Genomic DNA, 25,435 nt, shown 5'->3' on the forward strand with positions numbered 1-25,435 from the left:
AACCTGCGTCCCGGGCGGGGAGCGGCATCCCGGCGTGTGGGCGTGCTATTCCTTGCCGGTGGACTCCAAGGCCAGCCGTGCCAGCCGGGCCCGCGCCGCCGTTTCGCTGGGCCCCACCCGCTGCAGCCCGAGGTGGACCACACCCAGCGCCGCGCGGGCGGCGGTCCGCGTGGGCAGGGGCAGCGGCCCCAGATGCGCCGTCCGCAGCCCCAGCATGGTGCGGTACTGCGGCTCCAGAGAGGACACAGCCGCGGCAAAGAGCACGCGGTAGCCCGGCCGCAGCGCCGGATGCAGGGGTGGGTTCTTCATGAACAACACCACCTCGGCCACCCGTGGATCAAACTTGAGTTCGCCGCCGTCGTACCAGGCATCGCGCATCCGCCGCAGCTCTGCCTCCGAGCGCGGAGGATCCTGCACACCCATCAGCTCGCCCGCCAGTGCCCACTCGCGCACATAGGCGTCGGGTCCGCCCGGAATGGGTCCGCCCCAGATCTTGTGGGCACCCAGGAAAGCGTCGGTGAAGGCGATGTGGACCCAGCGCAGCAGCTCCGGATCGGCTGCCGAATAGTGCCGCTGCATGCCGTGGCCGTCGACGTAGCTGCCGTGGACTTGCTGGTGCAGGCGCTGCACCCAGGCCGTGGCACCCCGCGCGTCGGCGGTGGAGCCGTAGGTCACCGTGAAGATCCACCGGATGGTGCCCGCCAGCCGGCCCAGTGGATCCTCCCGGAACCGTGAATGGTCGTAAACCCCTGCCAGCGCCCCGGGATGCAGGGCCTGCATCAGCAGTGCCCGGATGCCCGCAATGATGGTGGCCATGGAGCCGTGCACCGCCCAGGTGGCCGATCCCGGCGCGAAGTACCCGGCGTCGTCGCCGTCGGCCAGCCGCGGCACCCACTCGGGAACGCCGTCCGGAGTGCCCGACAGCGTGCGCCGCAGCTCGCCGCGCCATGATTGAACAATGTTGGCCATGGGCCATTCTCCCGCCGCAGGCTGGACGTTTCCCGGGCTTCCTTGGCGCCGCCTACTTGGCGATCTCCCAGATGTGCCCGCTGGGGTCCTGGAAGCTGGCCGTCCGGATGCCCCACGGCCTGTCCATCGGCCCGTTGAGGAGCGCGACGCCGCGACGCGCAAGTTCCGCGCAGGCGGCATCGACGTCGTCCACCTCCACGGTGAACTGCGCCCGCGCCCCGCTGTGCGGGCCACCGACAGCGGCCGGTTCAATGAGTTCGACGGCGGCGCCCGTGGCCAATAGGTTGACCAGCGTATTGGGGAAGGCGAAGACCGCCGAGTCCGCATCCTCAAAGACGACGGGTAGGCCGAACACCTCCTGGTAGAAGCTCTTTGCCAGGTCAAGGTCGTCGACAAAGAGCGTGATGGCGGAAACCCCACGCGGCCACGATGCGGTGCCTGGCTGGTTGTCGCTCTGCTGCTCTGTCACAAGGGCTCCCGAGGTCGATGGAGTGTTTGGTGCCGTGTTGAATGGCGCGCCGGGTTGTCCAGGAGGCTGTTCCAGGCGGAACCACACCGCCAGCCTAGCGCCGCAGGCCCGCCGGTTGAAGGGCCGTCGAGCGGCCGGGCGGACGTGATGCGTCCCGGCGGCATGCGCCTTAGGGCATCCAGCCGCGGACGGCGGCCTCGAGTGACGATTCGTAGACCCCGGCCCAGTCCATATCGTCGGGGCCCATGCCGGCCAGTTCAAGAGTGGTCAGCCCGTGCACCATGCCCCACAGCTGCGTGGCAACGACCTCCGCGGGTTCCGCGCGCAGAGCCCCAGATTCCTGTCCCCGGCGCACCGCCGCCAGCAGTGGGGACAGGCCGTCCGCGGCGCAGGCCAGTGTCTGCTCGGACACCAGATAGGCGTTGAGCGCGCCGCTGAACATCAGTGAAAACAACACGGGGTGGGCCAGCGCCCAGTTCCGGTATTCCCGTCCCAGGGCCGCCAGCTCGGCAGCAGTGCGCCCTGCCGGGGCGAGGTCGCCGTCGAACCCGCCAGCCACGGCGTTCTGCGCGGCCGTGAACGAGGCGAACCCCTCCAGGACCACTGCCTCGAGCAGCTGCTCCCGGCCGCCAAAAAGGGTGTACACGGCACTGGTGGAGGTGCCGGCGTCGGCTGCCAGCTGGCGCAGGGACAGGGACTCGACGCCGTGTGCGTGCACAGTGGCCGCGGCCAGCTCCAACAGGTGGAGGCGGAGTCCGGCGTCATGGATCTTGGGTCTTGCCATGTACGGATTATTGCATAACACTGTTTTATAACAGTGTTTCAAAACGAAGTTTCTGGACGGAATCCGCCGGTGGCGGCGATGTCCGGGCTTGAATCGAAGGAGCATGCCATGGCAAAAGAAGTGTTTAACGGCCGATACACAGTCCCCGCCGACGGAGCTGACGTCACGGTTTTTCTGATCGGCATGCGCATCAACAAGCCGTGGCAGATCCGCCGCTGGGCCAAGGTTGCCGGGGCCATGCCGAGAATGCTGCGGCATTTGGGCGGGCATCCCGAGGCTGGAATGCTCGGCTTCCACAACTGGTTTGGCCGCACCACAGTGCTGTTGTCGTATTGGAAGTCGCCGGAGCATCTGCGCGCCTTCGCCGCGGATCCCAACGCCCCGCACGCCGCCCCCTGGCGGGCCTTCATGAAGGAAGTCGGTGCCAGCGGAGATGTCGGCGTGTGGCATGAGACCTATGTGGTCCGGGCCGGCGACCGCGAATGCATCTACGCCAACATGCCGCTTTTTGGGCTCGCGGCCGCCACCAGCCACGTCAAGGTCGGCGAGGGGCGCAACACGGCGCGGCAGCGGCTGCGGTCCGAAGGCTAGACTCGGGGTCGTGACTACAGCAACGATGCACAGCATCCCCCTGGCCCTGAATGATGGCACCGAGGCGGACTTTGGCCGCTTCGCCGGCAAGACAGTTCTGGTGGTGAACGTCGCCTCCGCCTGCGGATTCACCCGCCAGTACGACGGCCTGCAGGCCCTGTACACCCGGTTCCAGGACCGTGGGTTCGAGATCCTCGGCGTGCCCTGCAACCAGTTCGGTGCCCAGGAATCCGGCTCCGACGCGGAGATTGAGGACTTCTGCCGCAAGAACTTCGGCGTCACCTTCGCCCTCGCGGCCAAGACGGACGTCAACGGCGAGGACCAGCACCCGCTCTACGCGGCCCTGATCGGTTCCGGCGATCCCATCCGCTGGAACTTTGAGAAGTTCCTTGTGGGCCCCGACGGCGCCGTAATCGCCCGCTACGCCTCCGACGTCGAGCCCGAGTCCGAAGATCTCCTCGCCGCCATCGAGGCTGCCCTCGTCTGACCCCAACTGGGTGACAGTTGTCGCACATTTTCATCGCGAAAACGTGCGATAACTGTTACCTAGTTGGGCCGGAGACGGCCTCGAGCCAGGCGTGCAGGAACGCGCCACCGGCGTCGTCGTGGATCACCTCGGGGCCAAGCCCCAGATCCGCAGCGGTCAGCACCGGGTACGGCTTCTCCGGCACTCCGTCGGCCGGGCGCACATCCACGTGCTTCACCTCGTGGTCCTGGTGGTGCAGCCAATCGGCCATCGCGTAGTCCGTGCGCGAATCACCCATCGTCCGCCACGCCTCGGGCGTGATCCCCGCGGCCGCAAGCAGCTCCACGGCCCGGCTGGCACCCAGATCCTTGCCCAGCCGGATGGATTCAATGTCGGTGGAAATGATGGTCGGATCCACCCGGTAGTCGACGGCGTCGTCGCTGTCCGGCACGTGGTGGTCCAGGCGCACCACGCCCAGATCGTAGCGGGACATCAGCTCGATCGCCTCGGCGTCAAAGAGCTTCTGCTCGGCCAGGTAATCGGCGCTGGGGACGTCCACATGCTGCTCCACCGACACCATGGCGCGCTTGGTCTCGTCAAAGAACATATGTGCCGCGTAGTCCTCCGCCACCAAACGGCGGATGTCGTCGCCGTATGCCGACGGGACCGCCAGAGTGGAGTCCACGTGAACCGGGCCCGCGCCGTCGGCCGTGTAGGAAAACCAGACGGCACCCTTTTCGCAGATCGCGTGCACCACGGCGCCGTCGGGCATCCCAGCGGCAATCATCGGCACCATGACCTGCTCCTTGATGAACGCATCCGAGCGCCCGGTGTTGAACACCACCGGAATTCCGGCAGCCACCAGGGCCAGCAGATCGGTGATGATGCCCTCGGGCACGGTGCGCGTCACGGGGCTCGCGATGGGGCCGTCGACGTCGAGGAGGAGGGCCAGGGGCGGTGTCAGCATGGTCATGCTCCATGATCCCAAAACCGTGGGGACAATGCCGAACCTCGGCCAATCAAGACGGATCAATTTGAGTAACCATTTGGCAACACGTCCCGGCGCGCCCACGGCAAACCATCATTCCCGCGGCCATGTCCTTACTCTGGGTAGGTGATCTTCAAAGCTGTTGGCGACAAACGCCCGTATCCGGACCATGGCTACCTGACGCCCAAGGACTGGGCCTCGGTGCCGCCCCGCCAGGTCCGGCTGGCGGATCTGGTAACCACCAAAGCGACGCTCGATCTCGAGGCCCTGCTGGCCGAGGACTCCACCTTCTTCGGCGATCTGTTCCCGCATGTCGTCCAGTGGCGGGACACTCTCTACCTGGAAGACGGCCTGCACCGGGCCGTGCGGACCGCCCTGCACCAGCGCACCATCCTCCACGCCCGTGTGCTGGTGATTGATGACTGAAGGCTCCCAAGGGACATCGTCGTCCACGCCGCACATCCCGCCGAAGCCCGCATTGACGCCCGATGAACTGCACAAGAAGCAGGCCAAAGAGGCGCGGGCCAAGGAAAGGGAGGACAAACGCGCGGCGAAAGATGCCCGCTTTGACGAGCGCCGGGCGCTGAGGCATTCCTCCGATCCCGGCGTTTTCCACGGCCACCACGTGATCGGTGCCGCCCAGCTGAAGGAAGCGTTCCCTGAAGAGGACGACGACCGCGACAATCCCGTCCGCTTCCGGCACCGGCTGTTGCACGGGATCACCCTCACGGTGCTGGGCGCGATGATTGTCACAGCCGTGGTGCTGGCCATCATGGTGTCCCGCGGCGATCTGGACCTGTTCCCTGCCGCAGCAACCACACCCAAGCCCACCCCGCAGTGCCCTGCGGAGACTTTCAACTATCCGCCCAATGCGGAGATCCATCTGAACGTCTACAACGGCACCCACCGCGAGGGCCTCGCCGGGGGAGTGGCAGAGCAGCTCAAACAGCGCGGCTACTTGGTCGACATTGTGGACAACAAGAGCACCAGCTTCTACGGCTCCGCGGTGGTGGTTTCGGGCCCCACGGGCCAGGCTGCAGCGTTCAACCTCCAGCGCAACATACCGGGTTCCGACTATGTCCAGGATTCCCGCACCGACGGCACTGTGGACGTCTATCTGACCAGCGGATTCTCTGATCTGGCGGCCCCGGACCTGGTGGACCAAACACCAGGGACCCTGTCCTGCCCGCGCCTCAGTGCCGCGCCCACCAGCACGTCATCGGGCAGCGAGACGGTGGCAAGCGCCCCTGCGCCGTAGGTTTAAGCGGCAGGTTTAAGCGGCAGGGTTGGCCGTGGAGGTTCACGGCCGGGTTCGCCGGGCGCGGTGGGGCACGGCTTGGCATGGAACACGCTTGCACTTAAGTCTGCGGACCAGCTTGTCCTGGCCTGCGTGGGTCTGCCCCTGTTGGATTGGCCGACTTAGCCGAGCTTGAGCGGGCTGCCGTCGTCGTCGAAGGCGGCGCCGACGCCGGCCTGGATGAACCGGACCGTCACACCGATCTTTTCCTCGAGGTCCTCATCTGCAACATCCCTGCCCCGTGAAGCGCTGGCCGTCAGGGATCCGTGGATCAACTGGGCGAGGGCCTCGATGTCCGCCTCGGGGAGGTAGCCCTGGTCCATGGCATCGCGCAGGATGTCTTGCAGCAGCGTGTTCAGCTCGCCAACGTGCACGGCCAAGCGCTGGAAGGAATCGGGTGAGAGTACGGACCGCATCGCCGGACCGGGCGGCAGATGCCTGCGGGCCAGGTCCTGGATCTGGGAGCGGACGTAGACGGCCAGCCGGTCCACGGGGTTGTCCAGACCATTGAGTTCGGCCTTGAGGTCGTTCAGGAAGCGGCCGGTCTCGTCCAGAGCGTAGGCAACCAGCAGCTGTTCGAGATCGGCAAAGTAGTTGTACACGGCCGTGCGGCCCACTCCCGCGCGGCGGGCCACGTCCGTCATGGTCAGGCCGGGGAGGCCATGGGTGAAGAGCAGATCGCCGAAAGCGTCGAGGATTTTCCGCTGCGTCTGCTCGCGCTGTTCCGCGTTGGTTTGTGCAGCAATTCGAGGCATATAGACACTTTACCCGCAAAGCGTCAGTAAAAGTTCCGTGACACCGTTCAGCCGACGTGGAGCGTACGCCCAGACTTACGCGACTAGTGCCATTCCGCGGGCCTGCATAGCAACGGTGGCGGAGCCCAGGCCCACGGCCGCGGCTGGTGCGCGAGACCCTGCTCCGTTGGTCGAGCCTGCCGAGACCCTGTCCCGCGGGCCGGTCGAATCTGTGCCCACGGCCGCGAGGGGTCTGCAACGGGACTGCGGCCTGTGGAAGCGATCCCGGCAGCAATCACCGCCGCCGGCCACCTGCTCCACTGTCAGTGGCCGGCCGGCCCACCCGGCTGTCCGGGCCCGCCCAGACCTGCCGCTGCCGCGCAGGTCCTACTCACCCGGCCCCTGCGTGGTGGAAGGCGTTGCGCAGCGGCCGCCGGAGCGGATCGATCGACAACGGTGGCAGAAACCAGGGCATGCCGTTCACGGTTTCGACCTCCCAGCCGGTGTGGTGGATGAGGTGGTGGTGGTAGTTGCACAACAGCACACAGTTCTCCACCGAGGTCTCCCCGCCCTCGGACCAGGGGATGATGTGGTGCGCGTCGGTCCACTGCACGGGCCTGTCGCAGCCCGGAAACGCGCACCCCCGGTCCCTGACCAGCAGGGCCCTGCGGATCGCGGGGGTGACCAGGCGCTGGGACCGGCCCACATCCAGGACCTCTCCGTCGGCGCCCAGGACGGCGGGGATGACCCCGGCGTCGCAGGCCGCCCGGCGGATCGCGGCCACGGGGATCGGCCCGGTGTGGGGCACGGCGGCGGACCCGGACCCGGCCATCAGGTCGGCCAGGGTCATGGTGATGAACAGCTGCGGGCGCAGGCCCCCGTTGTCCGGGAGCGTGTCCGTGCGCGAGGCCAGGCGGACGCAGTCCAGCAGGGCGTGCAGGAGCAGCTGCGGCCGGGGGCGTTGGGCGGCCAGCAGCCGCCTCGCCACGTCAGGGTCCAGCCCGGAGTGGTCCATGGCGTCAATGAACCCGGCGCAGTCCCCGGCCGCGGTCCCTGCACCCAGGCCCTCTTGTCCGGATTCGTCCGGTCCGCCGGCGCCCGCACCCGTGCCGGATGCACAGGACCCGCCGTGCCGCGCGTCAGGGGCGCCGCGCGTGCCCGCGGCTGGCGGCGGCCCGCCACCAGCTGCGGCGCGGGCCCGGTCCGGACGGCCCTTGGCCGTGGAGCACGGTCCTGGCCCACCCATGCCGGGCGCGCCGCCTCCAGCACCGCCACCCCCGGTGGCGTTCGGGGCGCCGGCATCCGCACCGCCGCCGTCTGGGGTGCCGACGGCCCAGGCCGGGGGTGCGCCCTGCCCCGGCACCGCCACCATGCCACCGGCACCGCCGGTGCCACCGGCACCACCGGCCTCGGCCACGATGCCGGCCAGGGTGCGCGGGTTCGTGCCCGTGCCGATCGCAGCCATCAACTCCTCATACGACAGCTGGGTCAAATGCCCCTCGAAGCGGACCAGGCCCCGGCGGGGATGCCCGAAGTGGATGCCCTCCTTGGCCAGCAGCTCCGCCTCGGTGGGCTCGGACCCGTCCGGATCCAGATGGGCCAGGATCCGCCGGGCACACCGGGCCAAAAAGTCCGGGGACTCCACCACTGCCACCGCGGCCAGGCGGGCCTCGACCTCCTCCAGCTCCGAAGCCGTGATCCGCCCGCCGGAGGCCAGGTGCGAGGCGTCGGTGACGGCCCGCGAGGCGGCCAGGGCGGCCTCGGCCGAACATGCCCCGGACAGGAACGCGGCGCCCAGCACGGGCTGGCGGGCCGGGGACACGGCCAGCGTGATCGGATCCGTGGCGGGCAGGAACGCCGTGGCGAGGGCGAGGCGTTTGGCCGCCTCGGCCGCGGAGAGCTGCAGGACCTGGCGGAGCATCGCCACCGGGGTCGCGGCCCCGGCCTCCCGGTACCGGCTCGCCAGGGTCCGGGCGGAGATCTCCCCGGCGCACTGGACCTTGAAGGCGTCCAGGCGGCGGGAGAGGGTTTCCAGCTGGCCGGCAAGCTCCACCAGGCCGTGGTCGCCCAGGGCCTCCAGACCGAGGAGATCAGGGCCGCAGGAGGAATCCTCCTCGCCGCCGTCCGCATCATTGGAGTCGGTTCCAGCACCCGCCGGATGCGTCGCGGCGAGGTAGGCAAGGGCGATGATCCGGCGGGCATGCCCACCGGCCCTGCGCCCCGAAGCGTCGGGGGAATACGCCGCCGTACTCATACACATATTCTAACTAGTGGCAAATTCACCGACGTTGGTCGAATGTATGCGCCGAACCAAACACCCGCCTGCGGGGCCTGTGGAGGGATCGGCGCCCAACAGGACCGCGAAAGCCGATGGGAATGCCGTCCCGGCCACGCACGTTGACGCCAGCATGAGCACAGAGCCATTCAAGAAGCGGATCGGGTTCCTTTCCTTCGGCCATTGGGGCCCCGGCCGCGGATCCCGCGCACGCACTGCGGGGGACGGGCTGCTGCAGGCCATCGATCTGGCCGTGGCCGCTGAAGAATTGGGCATCGACGGCGCGTTCTTCCGTGTGCACCACTTCGCCCGCCAGCAGGCGTCGCCCTTCCCGCTGCTCGCCGCCATTGCCGCCCGCACCAGCAAGATTGAAATGGGCACGGGCGTGATCGATATGCGCTACGAAAACCCGCTGTACATGGCCGAGGAAGCGGCCGCCGTCGACCTCATCAGCAACCGCCGGCTGCAGCTGGGCATCAGCCGCGGCTCGCCCGAGCCTGCCCTGCGCGGCGCGGCGGAGTTTGGCCATGTACCGCTTGACGGCGAGAACGACGCCGACATGGCCCGCCGCTATACAGCCACGTTCCGCCACGCGATCACCGGCGCAGGCGTCGCCGAGCCGGGCCCCAACGTTTACATGGGCGGCGAGCCGGGGCTGCTGCCGATCCAGCCGACGTCGCCCGGGCTCAGCGAGCGGATCTGGTGGGGTGCCGGCAGCCGGGCAACCGCCATTTGGGCCGCGCAACAGGGCATGAATCTGATGAGTTCCACGCTGCTTACCGAGGACACGGGAGTGCCGTTCGACCAGCTCCAGGCCGAGCAGATCAGCCTTTACCGAGCCGCATGGGCCGAAGCCGGGCACGACTTCACTCCGCGCGTTTCCGTCAGCCGCAGCGTCATTCCCATCGTGGACGACGAGGACCAGATGTACTTCGGCCTGCGGGCCCAGGCCGATGGCAAGGACCAGGTCGGCATGATCGATGGCTTCATCTCGCGCTTCGGCAAGAGCTACATCGGCGATCCCGAGCGGCTGGCCGGCGAGCTTGCGGCCGATGAGGCCGTGCAAGCTGCGGACACCGTGATGCTGACCGTGCCGAACCAGCTGGGCGTTGAGTACAATTCCAAGATGCTGGAAAACATCGCCAAGTACATTGCCCCGGCGATCGGCTGGACACCGAACTAGCGGACCGAACCAGACCGGTGATCGAGCTTGGGGCCACGCCCGCCGGGTTCCCTGGCCGAGCGAAGCGAGGTTAGGGAGCGGGTGGGGAGCGAGATCCGGGATTGTCCGCGGAGCCAGCCCGACGACGACGGCGCCGCTTCGCTTGACCAGCGGGGTTTGGGCTCCGCTTCAGGGGCGGGAAATCGACACAGCAGATATGGCGGCCTCCTTCGAGCGAAAGCCGCCATATCCGCTGTGTGGATTCTCCAACCGCGCGTCAGCCGAGGGATCCAAGGAACGATGCAGCGTCCTGGGCGAGCTGTTCCGGGCACTCCCAGAGAACCAGGTGTCCAACGTTCGGATAGACCTTCAAGACGGAGCCCGGTATGCGGGCCGCCAGGGTTTCCTGCTGGCTCCGCGGCAGCACGCCGTCGTCCGCGCCCCACAGGAGGAGGGTTGGCGCATGAATGGTCCCGGCCTCGGTGGGCGGGGTGGCCGCGCACAAGCCGTCCAGAATCCCCTTCCACGCGTGCGCGGGCACCTTTGTGCCGTCGCGCACCCGGTCCTCAATGAACCAGAGGGGAACCGCCCGCCGCAGGGGAAACCACGACAGCGATTCCCGTACCCAGTCGTCTGCCACGGGATCCGTGAGACGGTCGACGTCGTCGGCAAAGGCGGGCCGGCCCTGCAGGCTCAGGGGAGAACCCACCAGCACTAGAGCGGCGACTTGCCCGGGGTGCAGAACTGCCAGCTCCTGGGCGACATAGCCGCCGCTGGAGGAACCCAGGATGAACGCTTTGGGTACGTCGAGGGCATCCAGAATCGCGGCGGCGTCCTCAGCTTGTCCAGCCAGCGAATAGCCGTTCTGTGGTTTGTCGGCACCGCCCTGGCCGCGGAGGTCCGGGGCGTAGACACGCAGGCCTGTGAGCAGGGGTGCAAGACGGTCGAAGCTGCGGCGGGATTCGCCCCAGGCGTGCAGCAGCAACAGTGGGGGTGCATCGGCGGCGCCTTGGACGAGGCAGGGCACGGTGATGCCCGTGCGGAGCACCAGATTCCGGACCGCGGATTCCATAGGCACAGGGTACGCCCCGCACTGCACGCCAGACCGGGTCTCGACGAAGCTCGACCAGCGGACCCGGACTCAATCAGCGGCCCAGCCTCGATCGCTGGAAGGTGCGGAGATAGTCTGGGGGCACCGGCCGCTGTCGATCGTGGCAGCCGCCGGATCCGGCCCATCCGCCTGCAGACCAGGAGAACCACGTGTCCCAGCCAGTAGCGTTTGTCACCGGTGCCTCCACCGGAATCGGTTTTGAGGCAGCGAAACAACTGCGCGCGAAGGGTTTCACCGTGTACGCCGGGGCCCGGCGGGTCGAGATGATGGAGCCGCTGAAGGCGTTTGGGATCAACGTCCTGTCGCTGGACGTGACGGACGGGGCGTCCATGAGTGCCGCCGTCGGCGAGGTCCTGAAGGCCCACGGCAGGATCGATGTGCTGGTGAACAACGCCGGCTACGGATCCTTCGGATCCTTGGAGGACGTAGAGCTGGCCGAAGGGCGGCGGCAGTTTGACGTCAATGTCTTTGGCCTGGCGCGGATGACCCAGCTGGTGGTTCCGGGGATGCGGGCCGCTGGGCGGGGGCGGATCATCAACGTGTCCTCCATCGGCGGCAAGTTCTACGAACCGCTGGGCTCCTGGTACCATGCCACCAAATTCGCCGTCGAGGGCATGAGCGATTCACTCCGGCTCGAGCTCAAGCCCTTCGGCATCGACGTGTCCATCATTGAACCCGGGGGCACCGACACAGAGTGGGGCGGCATCGCGAGCGGCACCCTGATGGCGTCCTCGGGAGAGGGCCCATACCGGGACCAAGCAAAAATGATTGCTGCCGCCATTGAATCCGCCGGAATGTCCACGAAACCGGGGGTTGTCGCGGAGGCCATTGTGCACGCCGCGACGGCGGTGCGCCCGAAAACGCGCTATCCGGTCGGCAGGGGTGCCGCGGCCATCCTGGCCCTGCGCCGCCTGCTGCCCGACAGGGTCTACGACGCCCTGATCGTGACAGTTCTGAAGCGGTTCTAGCGGCGGGACCTCGGCGGGATCTCGCTCGCCAGCCGCTCCCACGGCTCGCAGGTTCGCCACGGCTCCCTCGCGGCAGTGGGCCCAGGCTCGACCACGGAGGACGACTAGTCCCCGCGCAGCCGGTCCATTTCGCGGCGGTCCTTCTTGGTGGGGCGGCCGGCGCCGCGGTCGCGCTGGGGCAGGCCAAGGGCAGGCAGCACGGGGCGCGGCGGCGTGTGGTCCGTGAAGCAGCGGGCGGCTGCCTCGGCGCCCACGCGCTTGGCGATCAGCACGCGGACCTCCAGAATGCGTTCCCAGCCGGATTCGCGCACGCGGATGGTGTCGCCGGAGACCACCGACTGCGCGGCCTTGGCCGGTTTGTCGTTGAGCCGCACGTGGCCTGCACGGCAGGCGGCGGTCGCGGCCGAACGCGTCTTGTAGACGCGGATGGCCCACAGCCAGGCATCGACGCGGACGGAGGCGGGCGCGTTCTTGGGGAGGAATCCGGGAGTACTCATGCTGCAAGCGAGTCTAGCCGGATGCCGCCGAAGAGGGACGACGACGGCGGGACGCGCCGCCGTCGTCGAACGCCCCGCCGCCGCCGGACGGCCGCCGCCCAGGTTCAGCCGGGCCCACGCCGGGCCCACTCCAGCTCAGTCGAGCGATTCGAAGACGTCCGCCAGCAGGGGCGCCCCCGCAGCCCGGGGCGGCCAGGCCACTACGTAGGATTCCCGCCCCAGCACCCGCAATTGCTGGTCCCGCGTGAGCGTTCCGTCGATGATGACGTGCCGTTGGCTGCGGTGTTCCAGCAGGCCCGCGAGGATGTGCGTTGCCACGGAGCGGGTGTCGACTTCCAGTCCAATGGACTCATCCGGAACCGGGCGCAGGTGGTACATCCGCCCCGGATCCCACGGTTCCAGCCCGTGGGCGCTGCGTGACTCATTCCAGCGCAGGAAGGTGGATTGGCGCATGGCGCCGTGGACCAGGCGCTCCATCCCGGAACAGCCTTCCGTGCGGAGCCGTTCAAAGGCCGCATCGGTGGCCCGGCCCACGGTGATGTGGTCGGGGTGGCCGGTGATCCCGTCGGGGCCAAAGGTGCCCACCACCCGCGGACGCTCCTCGCGCAGGATGGAGGCGATCCGCTCCACCAGCTCCTCGAACGGCACGTCGGACACGCCGCCGTCGGGGTAGTCCAGCCATTCATGGCGGTCCGGCGGGCGTCCGTGCGCGTGCCAGGCCGCTGCATCCTCCCGGCGGCGGCATGCACCCAGGGTGTCGGGCGTGGCGTCTACGCCGGGGGCAATCTGCCCGGCGGCGCCGTCGGTTGCGTGGATCAGCACAAAGCGGAACCTGGGATTGTGCGCGTGCAGGGCTATGGTGCCGGCCATACCGTAGGCGTCGTCGTCGGGGTGTGCGACGACGAGGGCGACAGACAGATCCCGTTCCGGGCTCATGGCTCCGGTTTAGCAGCAGACGGAGGCCTCTTTCAAGAGCCCGCGGCCAGGCACTTGGGGAACAGGCACTTAGGGAACAGTCAGGAATGACGCGTCGAAGGAGTTCAGATCGATGGCGACACCGTTGTAGCTGAACTCGAACTGCTGCTGGTTGGCGATGCGCATGGTGCCCGGCGCGTTCCAGCCGCCGTAGGCCACGGGGGCCGGGGCCAGATGGTCGGGCTCCCAGCCGGCGAAGGGGAAGACGGAAGTGTCGGTGTCCCAGAGGGGCACGTCGGAGAAGCTGCCTGCGGTGGCGCCCTGCAGGCCGTCCCACATGCCGGAGCCGCTATAGATGATGGGCCGTACACCTGTGGAGGCGACGCCGTCGACCATGGCGCGGGTGACGGGCACGCCGCCGTTTTCCACGTCCAGGGCGAAGAACTGCAGGCGGTTGGCATAGGGGCCGGTGGCGGCAATGCCGGCTTCCCAGCAGCGCGGGTCGCGGGTGTAGACGGCAATCATCAGGCCGGCGTCGAGCGCCATCTTCAGCTGCGGCACGGTGCGGTCCCACGCCGTGCAGCTATCCCACATGACCGAATGCATCACATATAGGCGGAAGCCGTCCGCGTAGGCCTGGGTGAACCAGGCCGGGTCGGTGATGGGGTTGGCCGAGTCGATGGCCTTGACCGAGCCTGCCAGCCGCGCCTCGACGGCGCCCTGCGGTGCGACCTCGGGTGCTGCCACGGTGTTGGCTCCCTCCGCCGGTGCGGGCTCCTGTGCCGCTGCCGGCTGTTCCGAGGCCTCAATGGAAGTGTCCAGGCGCGCCAGGCTGCGCTCGGAATGTTCGACGGCGGCTGCCGTGCCGGGTGAGACGCTGGGGCTGGTGGCGACGGCGCCTGCCACGGACAGGGCGCCCACGGCTACGGCCAGTGTAGCCAGCAATGCCGTGGTTTTGGCGAGGGGGCGGCGGCGGACATGGGCAGGCAACGGGCGCGAAAAGATAACGGAAAACCTAACGTGTTCTGTGTGTTCAATGCCCCACCGGTGATGCGCTTAGATGGCAATCACGGGGCAGTCCCCTCCTTCCACGGTAACCCGGGGACATGGGATGTCGTTAGGACGACCGTCACACGGCGTAGGAATGACCCCCCGGCACACCGGGGGGGGCGTTTTGTTTCCGCGGCGTGCCGGCGGCGGGCATTAGTAGAATTCCACAGTATTGACGAGGTTCAGCAGGGGCAGTCCATCCAGCAGGCGGGTGGCATTTTGTGCGAAGAGTTCCGCGATCAGCCGCTCCTCGCCGGTGTTGATGGCGGCAGTGTGCGGGCTGATGAGAACATTGGGCAGATCCCACAACGGGCTGTCCGGGGACAGCGGCTCGGATTCGAACACGTCGAGCGCCGCAAACCCGATGCGTCCGTCGGCAAGCGCCTCCACGAGGGCACGTTCGTCAATGGTGGAACCTCGTCCAACGTTGACAATTGTCACCCCCGGTTTGACGTTGGCCAGGACCGTTCGGCTGATGATCCGGTGCGTCGCATCCGTCCCGGGTAGGCAGACGACGATGGCGTCCACATCCCGTACGGCGCTGGCGAGCTCGCTCATGGCAATGATTCTTTCGACGCCCGGTGCTTCCACCTGCCGCCGGTGTGCACCCACGACGTGCACCCCCAGCGCTGAAAGCTTTCCGGCCACGGCCCGGCCTATTCCCCCAAGCCCGACGACGAGCACCGTCTGGCGCGACAACTGGGGTACGGCGCGGCGTTGGCCCCAGATGTGGTTCCGTTGGTCTGTCAGGAGCCGGGGGAGTTCCTTGGCTCCTGCCAGCACGCCAAACACGGCGAATTCGGCCAGGGGCTGTCCGTGGACGCCGCCGGATGCGGTGAAGGCGACGCGCTTGAGGTGGTGCTCGGCAAGGCCGGCTGCCTTGACCTGGCCGCCACCCCCGGCTGGGGTTGTGTGGACCCAGCGCAGGCGCGGGTTGCCCTCGACGGTGCGCTTGAGCTGGGCCGCAGACTGGTCCGGCACGCCAAAAAGAGCATCGGCCGAATCGACCAGTTCCTCAAAACGGGTCTGGGCCGCCGTCGTCCGTGCGAATGACTCCTCGCCCAGGTGGTCGCCGGGGTACCGCTGCGGGGGCAGGAGTGTCTGGTCGCGGATGAGGTCAATCCGTGGCTCGGCCCGCTGAATGAAATCACAAAGCTCTTCGGGCAATGGCGTTGGTATAAAAACGCGGAGTCTGTTCACTGGTTCCACCTTTGATGGTTCGTTGGCACGTTTAGGGGTCGCGGGGGATGAGGGGAAACCGCGGCTGGTGGCCCGCGAAGACGCGTTCGACCTCGTCCACCATGAGGTCGAAGAATCGGGGTTCGCAGGCGGCCGTAACCCCGGCAATGTGTGGGCTGAGGAATACGTTCGGCAGGGAGCGCAGGACGGAACCAACGGGCACAGGTTCTGGGTCGAAGACGTCGATCCCGGCAATGATGTCCTGCCTCTGAAGCCGCGCGACCAGTGCGCTCGAGTCAACGACCGCCCCGCGGGAGACATTGACGAAGACGGTGCCGGGGCGCATCGCCTCGATCTGGGCCTTGCCGATCAGGCCCTTCGTTTCTCCGGTGAGGGGAGCGAGGCAGACGACGACGTCGGCAGTGGCCATGAGGGTGTCGAGCGAGGTGAACGCCAGGTCGTAGACCCCGGCCAGTGCGGCAGGGGCGTATGGATCAAAGGCGAGGGGTTTGACGTGGAAGGGGGCGAGCAACTCCAGCAGCCGCCGTCCGATGTTGCCGACGGCCACGAGGCCGACGGTTTTTCCCGTGAGTTCACCGTTGAGGTATCCGGGATCCTTGAGGAAGACGTCCCTGTCCGGCCAGAGCAGCTCGCCTTCGATGAGCCGGCGAAAGTGGGCTCCAGCGTTGCGCAGGCCCAGGAGAATGAGGGCCAGCGCCCACTCGGCAACTGGATCGGAGGATCCGTTGGTGGTGTCGACCACGGCAATGCAGGCCCGCTTCGCCGCTGCAACGTCAACACGGGCGGCAAAACGATCGCCATGGGTGTCGCCGATCATGGCCAGCCGGGGGGCTGCCGCCATGATGCCGGCCGTGATGCGGGGCGCCCCGTGGCTGACAATGAGCGCATCCAGATCCGGAACAAATGCCGCCAGCCTCGCCATGGACTCCGGATCCGCTGGCGGTGGCGAGAGAGTCCGCGAAGACCCGGGGAATTCCAACCAGACGATCTCGGCGAGGGCCGACAGCCGTTTGAGGGCAGCCTCGCCCACATACCGGTCCCATGACGCCTGGGTGGCGACAATGCCCACCCGGCGGCGGGCGTTCATCGGGCCCCCTCCCGCCGGGGGCGGGCCGATTCAAGGGCGCGGTGGAGGTTGCCGCCAAGGATCTTTGGCAGGTCTTCGGCCGACAGGAACGAAGCCTCCTCCCGGACGATCTCCAGCGACTGCCGATAGGACATGTGGGGAAGCAATGACGGCCAGTCCGATCCCCAGACCAGCCGGTCTGGACCGAGGGACTCGTAGAGCATTTTCGACACCTCCAGTGCTTCGGGATGAGGATAGGCCCACGGCCGTGGCGTTCCGTAGTGGAAGCCGGAGATCTTCACCAGCAGGTTGGGCAGGTCTTCGTCCGAAACCACCAGACGTGCAGCGTCCCGCACTCCGCCCGGCCACAGGGTCATGCCGGCCAGATGGTTGACCATGATGGTGGCCTCGGGGAATTCCCGGGCGGCTTTGCGCAGGTCCTCGTGCCAGAGGGGGGAGCAGGCAAAGTTGACGATGAGCCCGGCTCCGCCGGCAGCTGCGAAAAATTCGGCACCCGCTTTCGAGAGCAGCCAGCCATCATTTTCGGGTGCCAGGTAGTGGGATACCCCTGCCGGCCGGAACGTTTCGATCAGGCGGCGCAAACGCTGGGTCGACCCTGGTGCGTGGTATTCGGGAGACCAACGGCCGTCAAAGTCCACAAAGTGCTCAAAGCGGTCGGGGTGCTGGGCAACGGCTTGTGCACCATAGTGGTTGTTGTCTGCGCTGTGGGTGATCCGGGCATTGACGACAATCGCCTTGTCGACGCCGGCGGCGTCCATGGTGGCCAGCAATTGCCCGTAGCTCCCACGGGTCGCATCATCCGGAACCGGAGGGTCGTAGGGCCAGCGGGGCCAGACATGGGTGTGGGCATCGATCAGCTGGCTCATCCCTTGACCGAACCTGCCGTGAGGCCCTTCATGACCCGCTGGTTGATGAACATGTAGATGGCCAACGTGCCGAAAATGGTGAGGCTGATGGCGGCGAACAACGGACCGTACTGGAGTGATCCGTACTCATCACTGAAATTCAAGAGCCCAACCTGGACGGTGGCCAGCTCCTTCTTGGTATTGAAGGTCAACGCGATGAGCAGGTCGTTCCAGATTGAGAAGAACATGAGCAGTGCCACGGTGAAGATGCCGTTGCGGACGAGCGGAAGCCCCACGGACCAAAAGAGCCTGTAGATTCCACCGCCGTCGAGGGTCGCGGCTTCGAAGAGTTCGCGGGGAATGGATCGGAAGTACGTTGCCATCAGAAAGACGCAAAGAGGCAGTCCGTGTCCGACATAGGTGATGATCAGCGGCCACAGGGAATTTGTCAGACCGGTCTTGAAGTACACGGTGTAGAGGGGAAGCAGGATGATCTGTGCCGGCACCATGATGCCCCCAACGATGAGCAGCAGAATGGGATTTCGCCCTCTCCAGACCATGACTTCCAACGCGAAACCAGCCGCGGCGCCCAGCAGGAGGATCAGCGCCAAGGACGGGATTGTCACCAGCAAACTGTTCACAGCATTCGTGGCGAGGTTCCCCTGGGTCAGTGCGCTGAGGTAGTTGTCCGGTCCAATCGCCGCGGGCAGCGTCCAGAGCGGTTGGTTGAGGAATTCATCCTGCGTCTTGAACGAAGCGGCAAGAATCCACCCCAACGGGTACAGGACCACGATGAGTAGCGCGGCAACCAGCACCTTCGTGAGGCTCCGCGAGGAGACCAGGGGCGCCCGCCGGCGCGGACGTGGAACTGCCGGCTGCAACGTCGGCGTGGTTTTGGTGATCGTCGGATTACTCATTTGGCAGATTCCTTCGAGTTGTCACGTCAGTCTTTGGTCAGGTCGCGTCGTGACGATCGGAAGATAAAGAGCGTCACGACCAGACACAGAACGGTGATGAGGATTGCGATCGTGCTGCCGTAGCCGTAGTCGCTGTAGAGGAAGGACGTCTTGTACATGAAGAGATTCAAGGGGGTTGTGTCGTTCCCTGGTCCACCCCGGGTCAACGCAAGGACGGAATCGAAGACCTTGAGTGAGGAGTTGAAACTGAAAACCACCGACGAGAGCAGCACCGGCAGCGACATGGGCAGGATGATGTGCCTCAGGAGCTTTCCGCCCTTCGCCCCATCAACCCGGGCCGAATCAAGGATCTCGTCGGGGATGTCGATGAGCCCGGCATAGAGCAAAACGGCGTAGAAGCCTTGGGAGCGCCAGAGGTCCATGAGGACCAAAACCAGAAACGAACCAGGGCCGGTCGCCATGAAGTCGATGGTGTCCGCCCCCAGGAACTTGAGCAGGGAATTGATGGGCCCTTCCTGCGGAGCAAACTGGAAGAAGCGGGAAAAGAGCAGGCTCACGGCGACAGTGGGCAGGACCACCGGAAAGAACACCATTGTCCGGACAAAGGTTGAGCTCTTCTTCAGGACAAATACATAGAGCAGGGCGAGGGCATAGCCGAGGACAATCTGGGCTGCGGTAACGACGACCGAATATTTGAGGGTGAAGAAGAAGGCTTCGTGGGCTTCGTCGTCGTTGAAGAGCCGGACAAAATTGTCGAACCCGACAAAGGTAAAGCCGCGGATCACGTTTCCGGTGTACAAGCTGTAGGCGAAAGACCACACCACAGGAATGACCATGACGCCGACGAAGACGAGGAGGGCTGGCCCAAGCAGGACGACAATGGCCTTCTTGTTGCCAAGTACTGAGTTCATTTGATCCTCTAACGATGTGCGGAGCGCGACGCTTCGCTGCTGGGGGAGGCGGCGGCATGCAGACTCTAGGATGCCGCCGCCTCGCCATTTATGGGATGCTGATTGCCAACCCCGCTAGTGCGCCGTATCCAGGTCCTTTTGGAGCAGGGACATGTAATCCTGGGCCGACGTCGAACCCGTCAGGAATGCGGCGGCGTAGTCCTTGGCATCCTGGGTGGCTTTCGCATTGAAAAGGGCCTCGAACCACAGAACGCTGCTCGTGGAAGCATCGATGCGCTTCTGAATGTCGGCTGTTATCGGCGGAACGGCGTCAACAGTTCCGTTGACCTTGAACCCGGAAAAGGTTCCGGAGTTCTGCAAGGAGTCGGCACCGTAATTGGTCGCGATGCACTTGATCCAGTCGCCGACCTTGGGGCCGTACATCTTGGGGTTCACCGATGTGGGGGATCCGGCATTGGCGGGGTACTCGTCGATTTTTCCCTTGCCGCCGCTGACCTCCGGGAAGGGCATGAACTGGGCTGCGTCGCCGATCTTGTTCTGCGCGGGATCGTTGACCTTGGCCAGGAGCCAGCTGCCCATGTACATCATGGCTGCCTGGCCGCTGAGGAACTGGTTGTTGGCAGTGTCATAGTCAATGCCGGAGACCCCCTCCGGGAAATACCCGGCCTTGGCCAGATCCTGGATGGCCTTGGCTGCCTCAACATACTTGGCATCGGTGAGCTTGGCCCGGCCCTCCTTGACATCCAGCATCGCGTTCTGCCCAAGGGATCGGAACAGATAGGCTCCGATCCACCTGCTGATTGTCCAGCCCGTCTGCCCGGATGCAGTGATGGGTGTGACTCCGGCCTTCTTCAACTTCTCCGAAGCGGCGGTCAGCTCCGACCATGTCGTGGGGACGGCTATGTTGTTGGCGTCGAAAATCTTCTTGTTGTACCAGATGCCCTCGATGTTGTACTGGAAGGGCAGCGAGGGAACGGTATCCGTGTACAGCTTCTTGAGTGTCGAGAGCGCTGACGGCGTGATCTGGTCGAGGATGCCGAGGTCCTTGAAAGTGCCCTCGACATCGAGGATCTGCCCATTCTTTTGGAGGTCTCCTCCCTTGTCGATGTATGAGTTCCCGGCGGCAAACATGACAGGGAGGGCATCCTGGCCGGCCAGCAGCTGGATCTTCTCCTGGATGCTGGCGCTTGGAGCCTGTTCAATCGACAGGGGGAGGCTCTGGCTCTGGGTGCTGCACTGCTTGTCGGCGAGCTTCTTCAGTTCCGCCGGCACTTGGGTGTTCTCTGTGGTGACAAGGATCGACAGCTTGGTGGCCGTGTCACCGCCAGCAGTGGGCTGGCTTCCGCTGGCCTGTGCGCAGCCGGAGAGCGCCAACACGGACACGCTCAGGCATGCCGTGACTGTGAGAGCGAGATTCCGGCGCCTCTTGACGTTCTTGATCACAACTAACTCCTTTGTTATTGACTGTGAATTGGTTTCTGCCCGAATGCACCGGCGCCGTGATTTGGGCGCGCCGAAGGCACTTTTGGGCGTGGAGAAGTTTCTGTGTGGACTGGGTGGACCAGTTCCGGTTAGAGCGCCCGGCCGCGGAGTGTCTGGCCTACCGCCTCAAGGTTTTCCAGCGACATTTCGGAGTACTTGCGGGACAGGATGATCCCGTCGGCGCCCGCATCGAGCGCGGACGTAATGGAGTCGGCAATCTCGGCGGGACCAGTCTGCTTTACGTGGGGCGGGGTGGGGACATTTACGTCAAGTCCGGGGTAGACCGACGCCTTGCCTCCGATTCCCCCCAGCGCACGGGCTGTCTCGCGGCGCACGTAGTCAGTCGACAGGCCCTGGGCCGGCAGGTCGTCAAAGGCGATTGCTTCCTCGTATCCCAACGTCTGCCGGTAGAGGTCGTAGATGGTTTGATCGTCAACGCCCCGGAAGATGCTTTGCTTCACCTCATTGATGTGGGCGTGCAGCCGGTATCCCGCGCAGTTGTTGTACATTACCGGCTTGATGAAGTCGGAGTAGTCGGCGATCTTGGTGAAGTCCATCTGGGCCCGGTAAAGAGGGGAGAAGGAATTGTGGTGCCAGACGTGCCATCCCACCTGGACCTGGGGGTTGAGGAACTTCACGGTGCCATAGATCCGCTTCTGAAGTTCCTCGTATCCCTCGTGCCACAGCTGCTCCCAGGCCATGATCTCCGGGTAGGTGAGCAGGAGCCTGAGGAACCGGACGAAACTTGAATCGCCGGGAGCCTTTGAATCATCGCCACCGCGCGCGAGCTCGTGCAGCTTGATGTACCCCTCGGCAGCCCTGCGGGAATCAATCCCCCTTCTCTCGCCGGCCGACACGCAGTGCGGACAGAAGCAGTACGGCTTCCCATCACGTGCGAAGCCGCCATTTTCAAGGACATTGCCGAGTGGACCGTTGCGTTCGGAGCCAAACATGATCCCGTCAAGGGCATAGCTCTTGACCTGGTCCTCCACGAGGCTGAGCCACCAATTGATGTATTCAGGGTTGCGCATGCAGGCGTACATGTCGGAGCGTCCCCAGGCGTCGTGCTGAAGCACTTTTGGCCAGTTGGGAACGTTCTTCGTCAGCCCGGAGTGCGAGTTCTCCAGGATGAACGAGAAGACCTTCATCCCGCGGTCCCTGGCCGAGGGGAGAACGGACTCCAGAACATCGAAGCCTTGGACTTCCCGATCCGCCGCCGGGAAGGGCTCCAGGACGGTGCCACGGTAGAACTCCCCATGCTGTTGGACATAGGAACCTCCCCAGTGGTCGTCGGGACCATCCGGCCCGTGTCCGGGGTGGGGGCGTCCCAGGATCTGACGGCCCTGCAGACCTCTGTCGAATGCCTGGGTTGCCACAAACAGGGCGTTAACCTCTGCCTTTTGGGCCACGTCAAGGACACCCTCGACGCCTTCGTCTACGAACGATATTGCCCCAACCTGAATACCTACCAGTGGTCGCACTTGATCTCCTCTTGGACGTTCACGTGTGAAGCATCAGGGGCGCGCCGTCGACTTCTGGATCAGACTAGGCCGCTGCCTTGAAACGTGTCAATGGTTGGTCGTGCATTAATTTGAATTTCATCCACAACCATCGGATCCCGAATCCGACTAGGAAAGTGGGGGCGGTGCACATGCCGAGAATCGCGTCCCATGTGGTGGTTTCTGCCGGCAACTTTCAACGCCGCCACCCTTGACACGTGTCAAGTGAACGGTAAGAATTGGGGCGGTCCGCGGCACGACGCAGCAATTCCAGGAAGAGGGTGCGGATCAGGATCCACGGCCCCACCACCGCTGGGTTCCGACGGGCCGGCCCACCGGGTTTCGACGGGCCAGCCCGCCGGGGCCCTATCGCTTTTCGCGGGGCCCGGCGGGGTAGCCGTTGCGGCGGCTGGCGATGGCAACGGCCAGGGCCGCCGCCGCCGGGATGGCAGCGGCGAGGGGCACCAGCAGGGCGCCGGCGGTGGTCAGCGCGACGGCACCGTAGACGGCCCCGACGGCGATGCCGAGCTGGATGGTGACGACGGTGAGCCCGTTGGCGGCGTCCCGGTGCTCGCCGCCCGCGCGCAGGATCGCCGCCTGGTTGTAGATGCCCATGGCTCCAAACGCTGCGCCCCACACGGCCATCAGGGCCAGATTGCCCACCAGCGTGCCGCCCAGCACCGGCAGGAGCACGAAGGCGGCCACCAGGACGGCGACGGCAGCGAGCAGGGAGCGCCGCGGCCAGGAATCGGCGGTGATGCCGGCAATCCAGATGCCGACCAGGCCGAACGCTCCGACCACCGACAGCGAGATGCCGGTGGTGGAGCCGGGCAGGCCCGAGGCCGCGATGAAGGGGGCGATGTAGGTGAAGAGCGTGAAGTGGGCCAGCAATAGCAGGGGCCAGGCCGTGGCAACGGCGATGACCCCCGGCTGCGCCAGCGCGCCGCGCAGGGACGGGGCCGCCTTGCCGGCGCTGTGCGGGACGGCGGGCAGGAGGTACGCGGCCAGCAGGGCCAGAAGGCCGGCGACCCCGGCCAGGACCAGGAAGGAGGTGCGCCAGGACAGTGCCGTGCCCATCATGGTGCCGATGGGGGCGCCGATGGCCATGGCGATGCTGTTGCCGCTGAACACGATCGCCATCCCCTTTCCCACGGAACGGGCCGGCACGATCCGGGCCACGTAGGGCGCCATCGTGGACCAGAGCAGCCCGTGGGCCACTCCGCCGAGCAGCCGGGCGCCGACGGCGAGGCCCAGGTTCGGCGCCAGGGCCAGCAGCACATTGCTCAGGGCAAAGGCGAGCACAGTGGCGATCAGCAGGCCCTTGCGGGGGACCCGGCTGGAGAGGAAGCGGGACAGCGGGAGCGCCGTGACGACGATGACGGCGGCATAGGCCGCGGTCAGTGAGCCGACGGCGGATTCCTCCACGCCCAGGTCATGGCTGATCTGCGGCAGGAGCCCGGAGGGCAGCAGTTCGGTGGTGACGGCGGTGAAGCCGATGGCCGCCAGGACCAGCAGCCCGGCCCAGGGAATCCGCGCGGGCGTCGGCGTTGATGTGGAGGTTGGTGGCGGTGCGGGTGCGGCGATGCCGGAGGATTCGTGCGTCAATCGGTGCTCCTGAAAATCTGGTGGGGGTGTTCTCCGGCGGGCATGGCAGCATCGGCCGGCGTCGTTGATCCCGGCGTCCATGCCCACGCCAGCCACGCTGCGTATGCCGACGCCAACTATGCGGCCAGGTAGCTCCTGATGGACTGCACCACCAGTTGGTGGTCCTCATCGGAGGCCAGTCCGGAAACGGTGATGGCACCGACAACGCCTGCCCCCTGCACCCGGATCGGGAAGGAGCCGCCCGCCAAGGTGTAGTCCGCCGGAGCAAGCCACCCACCCTGTGTCGGGTCGAAGTCCTTGAACTGCTCAGCGAGAAGGGCCGTGCTGTGTTCGAAACGCAGGGTGGTTGCCGATTTGCGGCGGATCCATTCCTCCTGGTCGGAGGTGGCCCCCGGCAGCACGCAGCGGAACAGGACAATGTTGTGGCGGCGGATGTCGATCGCTACGCCATGGCCGCCGGCAATGGCGCGGTTGGCGATGAGCGAACCGAGGCGCCAGGCGTCATGGTTGTCGAAGCTTGGGAAGACCAATTCGTCTTCGTGCTGGCGCAGTTCGGCGATCCGGGGTGGGGAGGGTTCAGTCATGGTCAATGCCCTGCAATGGCGGTGTCGGCAGCGTAGCTGAGCCCGATCTGGCGGCGGATCTCATCCATGGCGGCCATGATGGCGATGCTCTCGTGCGGTGGGAGGATGGTGCCCGCGGTGGCGCCCTCCCTGACCAGGCGTTCCGTCTCCGCCGCCTGGAACTGCATCCCTCTGCCGGCAACCGGCTCATCGAACCTCTCCAGGACCGTTCCCTCGGAATTGAAGACGGTGAAGGGCGTCGGGGCGTACCAGGTGGCCTCGATCTCGATCCACCCGTCCGTCCCGATGACCACGGCCCGGTTGGGCCCTGCGGCATCCAGTTGGCAGTCCAGGATGGCCTGCTGCCCGTTGGCGTAGTCGAAGACCGCCGCGGTCTGGCGGTCCACACCCGTTGCCGTCATGGCGGCGCTGGCCCGGATGGTGTCCGGAGCACCGAAGATGTCAAAGGCAAAGGAGATGGGGTAGACACCGAGGTCCAGCAACGCGCCGCCGCCCAACGCGGGATCGTTCAACCGGTGCGCGGGATCCTTGGGGAGGTTCTGGTTGTGGCTGGCCAGCACCTTGCGGACCTCGCCAATCGTGCCTGCCCCGATGATTTCGCGGAGGCGGATCATATGCGGGAGGAAGCGGCTCCACATGGCCTCCAGAGCCACCAGGCCCTTCGCCTCGGCAAGCTCAACGATGTCCTGCGCTTCGCGGGCGTTGATGGTGAACGCCTTCTCCACTAGCACGTGCTTGCCGGCATTGAGCGCGAGCAGCGCGTTCTCGTGGTGGAACGGGTGAGGTGTGGCAATGTACACGACGTCCACGGCCGGGTCCGCAACCAGGGCTTCGTAGCTGCCATGGACGCCGGGAATGCCGTACTTTTCCCCGAACGCCGTGCTCGATTCAGCGGTGCGCGACCCTACGGCCTGGACCGTGAAACCGCTCTCGATGAGGTCCTGTGTCTGCAGACCGGCAATGAAGCCGGTGCCGAGGATTCCCCAGCGGAGTCGTCCATCGGAAGTGCCCTTGGGAAGGTTGCTCACG

26 protein-coding genes are annotated in these 25,435 nt (G+C 66.1%); 6 read left to right on the forward strand and 20 right to left on the reverse strand.

Annotation, left to right across the window (positions count from 1 at the left end):
- Positions 1 to 45: 45 nt before the first annotated feature.
- From K254_RS0119270 to K254_RS0119280, 3 genes are all read right to left on the reverse strand, one after another.
- Positions 46 to 969, reverse strand: a complete 924-nt coding sequence (locus K254_RS0119270) for an oxygenase MpaB family protein (RefSeq protein WP_026556723.1) — start codon at positions 967 to 969, stop codon at positions 46 to 48.
- Positions 970 to 1,021: 52 nt separating this feature from the next.
- A complete protein-coding gene (locus K254_RS0119275) occupies positions 1,022 to 1,438 on the reverse strand; it encodes a VOC family protein (RefSeq protein ID WP_081710259.1) in 417 nt (138 codons plus the stop codon).
- Positions 1,439 to 1,607: 169 nt separating this feature from the next.
- The gene (locus K254_RS0119280; protein ID WP_026556725.1) at positions 1,608 to 2,222 is read right to left on the reverse strand and encodes a TetR/AcrR family transcriptional regulator; all 615 of its coding nucleotides are present in this window, start codon (positions 2,220 to 2,222) and stop codon (positions 1,608 to 1,610) included.
- A 108-nt stretch (positions 2,223 to 2,330) separates the two neighbouring features.
- Here K254_RS0119280 and K254_RS0119285 point away from each other — a divergent pair, with 108 nt between their 5' ends.
- Positions 2,331 to 2,813, forward strand: a complete 483-nt coding sequence (locus tag K254_RS0119285) for a DUF4188 domain-containing protein (protein WP_026556726.1) — start codon at positions 2,331 to 2,333, stop codon at positions 2,811 to 2,813.
- A 25-nt stretch (positions 2,814 to 2,838) separates the two neighbouring features.
- Complete coding sequence (locus tag K254_RS0119290; RefSeq protein ID WP_035750380.1) at positions 2,839 to 3,300, forward strand: glutathione peroxidase; 462 nt, start codon at positions 2,839 to 2,841, stop codon at positions 3,298 to 3,300.
- Positions 3,301 to 3,355: 55 nt separating this feature from the next.
- Here the strand turns inward: K254_RS0119290 and K254_RS0119295 are convergent, their stop codons facing one another.
- Entirely contained in the window at positions 3,356 to 4,252 is an 897-nt protein-coding gene (locus K254_RS0119295; RefSeq protein WP_051389406.1) for a hypothetical protein, read from the reverse strand.
- 141 nt (positions 4,253 to 4,393) lie between these two features.
- On the opposite strand from K254_RS0119295, the gene K254_RS0119300 reads away from it, so the two are divergent.
- Both K254_RS0119300 and K254_RS26270 read left to right on the forward strand, forming a co-directional pair.
- Entirely contained in the window at positions 4,394 to 4,693 is a 300-nt protein-coding gene (locus K254_RS0119300; protein ID WP_026556729.1) for a type II toxin-antitoxin system VapB family antitoxin, read from the forward strand.
- Positions 4,686 to 5,525: a LytR C-terminal domain-containing protein gene (locus K254_RS26270; RefSeq protein ID WP_231391917.1), complete on the forward strand. Its 840-nt coding sequence runs from the start codon at positions 4,686 to 4,688 to the stop codon at positions 5,523 to 5,525. The genes K254_RS0119300 and K254_RS26270 overlap by 8 nt, the downstream gene beginning before the upstream one ends.
- A 161-nt stretch (positions 5,526 to 5,686) precedes the next feature.
- Here K254_RS26270 and K254_RS0119310 read toward each other — a convergent pair whose 3' ends face one another.
- Complete coding sequence (locus tag K254_RS0119310) at positions 5,687 to 6,319, reverse strand: TetR/AcrR family transcriptional regulator (protein ID WP_026556730.1); 633 nt, start codon at positions 6,317 to 6,319, stop codon at positions 5,687 to 5,689.
- Between the two features lie 370 nt (positions 6,320 to 6,689).
- Positions 6,690 to 8,552 (reverse strand): HNH endonuclease signature motif containing protein, encoded by a 1,863-nt coding sequence (locus K254_RS25035; protein WP_051389407.1) that lies wholly within the window; start codon positions 8,550 to 8,552, stop codon positions 6,690 to 6,692.
- 154 nt (positions 8,553 to 8,706) lie between these two features.
- On the opposite strand from K254_RS25035, the gene K254_RS0119320 reads away from it, so the two are divergent.
- Positions 8,707 to 9,756: an LLM class flavin-dependent oxidoreductase gene (locus K254_RS0119320; RefSeq protein WP_026556731.1), complete on the forward strand. Its 1,050-nt coding sequence runs from the start codon at positions 8,707 to 8,709 to the stop codon at positions 9,754 to 9,756.
- Between the two features lie 256 nt (positions 9,757 to 10,012).
- Here K254_RS0119320 and K254_RS0119325 read toward each other — a convergent pair whose 3' ends face one another.
- Complete coding sequence (locus K254_RS0119325) at positions 10,013 to 10,807, reverse strand: alpha/beta fold hydrolase (RefSeq protein WP_026556732.1); 795 nt, start codon at positions 10,805 to 10,807, stop codon at positions 10,013 to 10,015.
- A gap of 188 nt (positions 10,808 to 10,995) precedes the next feature.
- On the opposite strand from K254_RS0119325, the gene K254_RS0119330 reads away from it, so the two are divergent.
- Entirely contained in the window at positions 10,996 to 11,814 is an 819-nt protein-coding gene (locus K254_RS0119330) for an oxidoreductase (RefSeq protein WP_026556733.1), read from the forward strand.
- 104 nt (positions 11,815 to 11,918) lie between these two features.
- Here the strand turns inward: K254_RS0119330 and K254_RS0119335 are convergent, their stop codons facing one another.
- From K254_RS0119335 to K254_RS0119400, 13 genes are all read right to left on the reverse strand, one after another.
- Positions 11,919 to 12,311 (reverse strand): RNA-binding S4 domain-containing protein, encoded by a 393-nt coding sequence (locus tag K254_RS0119335; RefSeq protein ID WP_026556734.1) that lies wholly within the window; start codon positions 12,309 to 12,311, stop codon positions 11,919 to 11,921.
- 135 nt (positions 12,312 to 12,446) lie between these two features.
- The gene (locus K254_RS0119340) at positions 12,447 to 13,247 is read right to left on the reverse strand and encodes a PIG-L deacetylase family protein (RefSeq protein WP_026556735.1); all 801 of its coding nucleotides are present in this window, start codon (positions 13,245 to 13,247) and stop codon (positions 12,447 to 12,449) included.
- 69 nt (positions 13,248 to 13,316) lie between these two features.
- Positions 13,317 to 14,171, reverse strand: coding sequence for a hypothetical protein (locus tag K254_RS0119345; RefSeq protein ID WP_155848633.1), 855 nt, complete (start codon positions 14,169 to 14,171; stop codon positions 13,317 to 13,319).
- Positions 14,172 to 14,429: 258 nt separating this feature from the next.
- The gene (locus K254_RS0119350; RefSeq protein WP_081710262.1) at positions 14,430 to 15,443 is read right to left on the reverse strand and encodes a D-2-hydroxyacid dehydrogenase; all 1,014 of its coding nucleotides are present in this window, start codon (positions 15,441 to 15,443) and stop codon (positions 14,430 to 14,432) included.
- Positions 15,444 to 15,507: 64 nt separating this feature from the next.
- The gene (locus tag K254_RS25040) at positions 15,508 to 16,563 is read right to left on the reverse strand and encodes an NAD(P)-dependent oxidoreductase (RefSeq protein WP_051389409.1); all 1,056 of its coding nucleotides are present in this window, start codon (positions 16,561 to 16,563) and stop codon (positions 15,508 to 15,510) included.
- Complete coding sequence (locus K254_RS0119360; RefSeq protein WP_026556738.1) at positions 16,560 to 17,429, reverse strand: amidohydrolase family protein; 870 nt, start codon at positions 17,427 to 17,429, stop codon at positions 16,560 to 16,562. Before K254_RS0119360 ends, K254_RS25040 begins: the two co-directional genes overlap by 4 nt.
- The gene (locus tag K254_RS0119365; protein ID WP_026556739.1) at positions 17,426 to 18,325 is read right to left on the reverse strand and encodes a carbohydrate ABC transporter permease; all 900 of its coding nucleotides are present in this window, start codon (positions 18,323 to 18,325) and stop codon (positions 17,426 to 17,428) included. The genes K254_RS0119360 and K254_RS0119365 overlap by 4 nt, the downstream gene beginning before the upstream one ends.
- A 26-nt stretch (positions 18,326 to 18,351) precedes the next feature.
- Positions 18,352 to 19,236 (reverse strand): carbohydrate ABC transporter permease, encoded by an 885-nt coding sequence (locus tag K254_RS0119370; protein WP_026556740.1) that lies wholly within the window; start codon positions 19,234 to 19,236, stop codon positions 18,352 to 18,354.
- A 114-nt stretch (positions 19,237 to 19,350) separates the two neighbouring features.
- Positions 19,351 to 20,679 (reverse strand): ABC transporter substrate-binding protein, encoded by a 1,329-nt coding sequence (locus K254_RS0119375; RefSeq protein WP_196811013.1) that lies wholly within the window; start codon positions 20,677 to 20,679, stop codon positions 19,351 to 19,353.
- A 128-nt stretch (positions 20,680 to 20,807) separates the two neighbouring features.
- On the reverse strand, positions 20,808 to 22,127 hold the full coding sequence (locus K254_RS24300) for a hypothetical protein (protein ID WP_155848634.1): 1,320 nt from the start codon (positions 22,125 to 22,127) through the stop codon (positions 20,808 to 20,810).
- Positions 22,128 to 22,583: 456 nt separating this feature from the next.
- A complete protein-coding gene (locus K254_RS0119385) occupies positions 22,584 to 23,801 on the reverse strand; it encodes an MFS transporter (protein ID WP_026556742.1) in 1,218 nt (405 codons plus the stop codon).
- Between the two features lie 137 nt (positions 23,802 to 23,938).
- Positions 23,939 to 24,406: a heme-degrading domain-containing protein gene (locus K254_RS0119395; protein WP_026556743.1), complete on the reverse strand. Its 468-nt coding sequence runs from the start codon at positions 24,404 to 24,406 to the stop codon at positions 23,939 to 23,941.
- Between the two features lie 2 nt (positions 24,407 to 24,408).
- Entirely contained in the window at positions 24,409 to 25,434 is a 1,026-nt protein-coding gene (locus tag K254_RS0119400) for a Gfo/Idh/MocA family protein (RefSeq protein WP_026556744.1), read from the reverse strand.
- Position 25,435 lies beyond the last annotated feature (1 nt).

The sequence above is a fragment of the Arthrobacter sp. 35W genome, from assembly GCF_000482545.1.
Taxonomy (GTDB): Bacteria; Actinomycetota; Actinomycetes; order Actinomycetales; family Micrococcaceae; genus Specibacter.

Coding starts and splice junctions, on each gene's coding strand:
- K254_RS0119270 (WP_026556723.1), bottom strand. CDS start 969: ATGGCCAACATTGTTCAATCATGGCGCGGCGAGCTGCGGCGCACGCTG.
- K254_RS0119280 (WP_026556725.1), bottom strand. CDS start 2,222: ATGGCAAGACCCAAGATCCATGACGCCGGACTCCGCCTCCACCTGTTG.
- K254_RS0119285 (WP_026556726.1), top strand. CDS start 2,331: ATGGCAAAAGAAGTGTTTAACGGCCGATACACAGTCCCCGCCGACGGA.
- K254_RS0119290 (WP_035750380.1), top strand. CDS start 2,839: ATGCACAGCATCCCCCTGGCCCTGAATGATGGCACCGAGGCGGACTTT.
- K254_RS0119295 (WP_051389406.1), bottom strand. CDS start 4,252: ATGACCATGCTGACACCGCCCCTGGCCCTCCTCCTCGACGTCGACGGC.
- K254_RS26270 (WP_231391917.1), top strand. CDS start 4,686: ATGACTGAAGGCTCCCAAGGGACATCGTCGTCCACGCCGCACATCCCG.
- K254_RS0119310 (WP_026556730.1), bottom strand. CDS start 6,319: ATGCCTCGAATTGCTGCACAAACCAACGCGGAACAGCGCGAGCAGACG.
- K254_RS25035 (WP_051389407.1), bottom strand. CDS start 8,552: ATGAGTACGGCGGCGTATTCCCCCGACGCTTCGGGGCGCAGGGCCGGT.
- K254_RS0119320 (WP_026556731.1), top strand. CDS start 8,707: ATGAGCACAGAGCCATTCAAGAAGCGGATCGGGTTCCTTTCCTTCGGC.
- K254_RS0119325 (WP_026556732.1), bottom strand. CDS start 10,807: ATGGAATCCGCGGTCCGGAATCTGGTGCTCCGCACGGGCATCACCGTG.
- K254_RS0119335 (WP_026556734.1), bottom strand. CDS start 12,311: ATGAGTACTCCCGGATTCCTCCCCAAGAACGCGCCCGCCTCCGTCCGC.
- K254_RS0119340 (WP_026556735.1), bottom strand. CDS start 13,247: ATGAGCCCGGAACGGGATCTGTCTGTCGCCCTCGTCGTCGCACACCCC.
- K254_RS25040 (WP_051389409.1), bottom strand. CDS start 16,563: ATGAACGCCCGCCGCCGGGTGGGCATTGTCGCCACCCAGGCGTCATGG.
- K254_RS0119360 (WP_026556738.1), bottom strand. CDS start 17,429: ATGAGCCAGCTGATCGATGCCCACACCCATGTCTGGCCCCGCTGGCCC.
- K254_RS0119365 (WP_026556739.1), bottom strand. CDS start 18,325: ATGAGTAATCCGACGATCACCAAAACCACGCCGACGTTGCAGCCGGCA.
- K254_RS0119370 (WP_026556740.1), bottom strand. CDS start 19,236: ATGAACTCAGTACTTGGCAACAAGAAGGCCATTGTCGTCCTGCTTGGG.
- K254_RS0119395 (WP_026556743.1), bottom strand. CDS start 24,406: ATGACTGAACCCTCCCCACCCCGGATCGCCGAACTGCGCCAGCACGAA.